General features: G+C 78.3%; 3 protein-coding genes. All 3 read right to left on the bottom strand.

The features are described 5' to 3' along the window. Positions 1 to 52 precede the first annotated feature (52 nt). The gene (locus tag R8Z57_RS03230) at positions 53 to 1366 is read right to left on the bottom strand and encodes a lanthionine synthetase LanC family protein (RefSeq protein ID WP_318352308.1); all 1314 of its coding nucleotides are present in this window, start codon (positions 1364 to 1366) and stop codon (positions 53 to 55) included. After that, a complete protein-coding gene (locus tag R8Z57_RS03225) occupies positions 1363 to 2373 on the bottom strand; it encodes a T3SS effector HopA1 family protein (protein ID WP_318352307.1) in 1011 nt (336 codons plus the stop codon). Before R8Z57_RS03225 ends, R8Z57_RS03230 begins: the two co-directional genes overlap by 4 nt. Further along, the coding region (locus R8Z57_RS03220; RefSeq protein ID WP_318352306.1) for a phosphotransferase at positions 2373 to 3373 on the bottom strand (1001 nt) is incomplete at its 5' end. The genes R8Z57_RS03220 and R8Z57_RS03225, both read right to left, overlap by 1 nt.

Below are 3373 nucleotides of genomic sequence, written 5' to 3'. Positions count from 1 at the left end.
GGCGCCGGCGCCGGCGATCAGCCCGGCGTCACCGGGGTCAGCGGCGCAGACCTCACACCGCAGTAGCCGGCGACGCCGCTGCCGCGCGCAGGGGCGGTTGCGCGACCGCGGCCACCGGGGCGACGCAGCGCAGCAGGGTCAGCACGACGCCCGCGGTGCCGTCGAGCACGACGGGGGAGTGGCCGCCGCGCACCCCGTGGCACCAGGTCGTCGTCCCGTCCGGGCGCACGCCCGCTGCGATGCCGGCCGCGGCGGCCCGCGCTGCGCGCACGTGCTCCGCGCGCGTCGCCGCGTCGGCGCCCCACGACGCCTCCGCTCCCGCGAGGTGCAGTTCCACGATGCCCGACCTGCCGTGGCAGAGGGTCGCGTCGCCGTCGCCGAGCATCGCGCCCGCCGTCCCGACCGAGCGGAGCGTCCGCAGGTAGGTCTCCTCGCCGTCCCGGTCGCCGAGGTGCGAACGCAGCGCAGCGCCGATCCCGATTCCCGGCGCTCCGTGACACCACGCGAGGCCGACCGCCGGCTCCTCGAGCCGCAGGTCGTACCAGCCGTCGTCGTCGGCGCTGTACCAGGCGTCCTCCCACCGCCAGGCCGCCTCCACCAGCCACGCGGAGGCGCCGGGAACGCCCGCCTGGCGGGCCGCCGCGAGGGCGAGCCCGATGCCCGTCGAGCCGTGGGCGAGTCCCGTGACCGCGCGCTCCCCGGCTGCCATCGGCCACCGCGCGCCCACGTCGTCGATCACCGCCCGCGCCCGCAGATCGCGCACGAGGCGCCGGGCCGCCGCGGTGCGGTACGCCTCGGCCGCGCCGGGCAGGTCGGCGGCGAGCACCGCGAGCAGGTGGCCCGCCGAGCCGTCGAGCAGGTCGGGATAGCCGGGCAGCCACCCGTCGTCCGCGGTCGCGAGAAGGGCCACCGCCCGCGACGCAAGGCGACGCCCCTCACGGTCGAGGTCCGGCCGGTCGATGGCCGCGGCCACGCGGGCGGCGGCCACGGCGATGCCCAGATCGCCGCTCTGCCACCCGAGTCCGTGGCGCTCCGGTCGCCGTCGCGCCGCGAGCGCAGCCGTCATGGTCGCCGCAGCGAGGGCGGCGAGCGCGTCGTCCCCCACGTGCTCCGCGGCGGCCGCCAGGGCCAGTGCGATGCCTGCCCGCCCGGTCAGGAGCCCGTCGTCGACCGGTCCCCGGCGCAGCACGGCACCTCCGGCATCCGCCCGCACGTCCACCTCGTCGCCGATCCAGTGCGGCGCGCCCGTCTCGTCGGGGACGACGTCGGCGGCGAGGCGGCGGGCGAGGGTGATCGCGGCGGCCGCCAGGTCGGCGGGCGCCGATGGAGCGACGGCGGCGCGGTCCGCGGCCGTGACGCCGGTCATGGTGCGGCCCGCCAGGGCTGGGCGAGGTCGATCCCCGCCGCGCCGGCCGCGACGCGCAGCGCCGGTGTCGCGGCATCCGTCATCGTGGCGACCGCGATCGCGGCCACCTGGGCTGTGCGCAGCTGGCCGAAACTCGTGCCGTCGGACGGATCCTCCGACATCCCGATACCCGGGACGATGCGGCGGGTCGTGGGCGGGACGGATGCCGCCACCCGGGGCGCGATCTCTCGCGCGCGCCGGCGGAGCCCGGTGGCGAGGCGGCCGCGCACCACGCGCGGGGTGTAGACGACGAACGCGTCGGGGCGTCCGTAGCCGGCTGCGGACGGCAGGCACTTGAGCGAGAACGCGCTGCCCGCCTCGTCGAACGCCGACATCAGGGGCGCGAGGAGCGCGGCGGAGTCCTCGGGGGACCGGGCATGAACGTACCAGCGATCCAGCGCGCCGTCGGGCACGGTGTCGCCCGAGTGAGCCCACCACCATCCCGTGTCGCGGTCCCATCCCGACGCGCCCCGCGAGATGCTGACGAGATCGCCGGGCGCGGGCGGCCGCCCGGGGCGCGACGATCCCACGACACGGCGGACGTCGACGCGGCGGTGACCGCGAGGCGCCGACGCCGGCGGACGCGCCGCGACGACCGTGACGGTGTCGCCGGCGACGGCCAGCACGATCCAGTCGGGCGATGCTCCGGCCGCGCGACGCCGAGCCGCGTCGAGCAGCCCGACGCGGGGGAACGCGTCGGCGGCGGTCAGCGGTCGCGCCTCGGCCACCGGCGCGTCGGCCGGTGCGGCGGCCCACCAGTTCGCGTACAGCCACTCGGCGAGCGGGCTCTCGATCTCGACGCCGGGCGCCGGCGCCGCGCGCAGTCCGCGCGCCTCGTCCGAGGCCGCGACGAGCGCCAGGGCGCGCCGGAGCTCTTGCAACGTCGCCAGGGCGACGCGCTCGCCGCCTGCGGAGGGCGCGTCGCGGGTGCCGGGTTTGCCGGGGCTGCCGGCGGTTTCGGCGGTCATCAGGGCATCAGACATGAGCCCACCTCCCGGGTCAGATCAGCGGCGTGCTCTCTCAGTCCGACGGCCCGCGCCGCGAGCGCACGCGCCCGCTCGAGGTCGCCGTCGGTGCCGCGCTCGGCCACCTCGAGCGCGAACTGGGCCACCCGCAGCACGGCCGCCAGCGACACGCGCTCGGCGAACAGCCCCGCGGCACGTGCCGACACGCGCGCGGCCTCGCCGTAGCCGCGCAGCAGCGCCCTGCCGGCCGCCGACACCTCGGCCCCGGCCGACGCGTCACGCAGCAGGTGCTCGGCGACGAGGCATCCCAGATCCCAGGCCGGGTCGCCGGCACCGGCCAGCTCCCAGTCGACGATGACCGGGGCCGGGCCCGGGGCCACCGCGATGTTGTCCCACTTGAGGTCGTGGTGCACGAGCGACGTGCCGGCAGGAGCGCGCAGGCGTGCCGCGGCGGCGAGCATGTCGCGCCGCGCGCAGAGCGACGCGACGACCTCGCGGGTGGGCGCCGCCAGCAGGGACGCCCCGGCCCCGCGGTGCGGGTCTGCCGCGCGCTCGCGCAGCACCTGGAGCACCAGCGGCGCGGTCGCGCGGGGGAGGGGCAGGCGCGCCGTCGCGCGATGCACGGCGCCGATGCGAGCGCCGAGCATGCGGAAGAACGCCGGGTCGTCGCCGAGACTGTCGGCCAGGAGGGCAAGGGATGCCGGATGCCCCGCTCCGACGTCGGCCACGATCAGCAGCCCCGCCCGCTCGTCGACGACCGTCGGCGCCGGGAGGGCGTCGCGCAGCGATGGGCACCAGTGCGCCATGCGGTGCACGAACAGCTCGCTGCCGAGACTTCCCGCCGCGTCGTCCGGGCCCGCGGGGCCGGTGAGCGCCGCGGACTTGACGACCACACGACGGCCGTCCGGGAGTCGCGCCGCCCACACGCCGTGCGCGCGCGAGAGGTCGCGGGGCTCCTCGGGCAGCGACTCGGTCGCCCCGAGGAGCCCCGCGGCGCGCAGCG

The sequence above is a fragment of the Microbacterium sp. M3 genome (assembly GCF_033548675.1).
Classification (GTDB): Bacteria; Actinomycetota; Actinomycetes; order Actinomycetales; family Microbacteriaceae; genus Microbacterium; species Microbacterium arthrosphaerae.
The sequence above is the reverse complement of the archived record's forward strand: the minus strand, read 5'-3'. Positions and strand labels throughout refer to the sequence as shown.

What these genes read in the sequence shown, in the direction of transcription:
- R8Z57_RS03230 (WP_318352308.1), bottom strand. Translation starts at nt 1,366, where the DNA reads ATGACCGGCGTCACGGCCGCGGACCGCGCCGCCGTCGCTCCATCGGCG.
- R8Z57_RS03225 (WP_318352307.1), bottom strand. Translation starts at nt 2,373, where the DNA reads ATGACCGCCGAAACCGCCGGCAGCCCCGGCAAACCCGGCACCCGCGAC.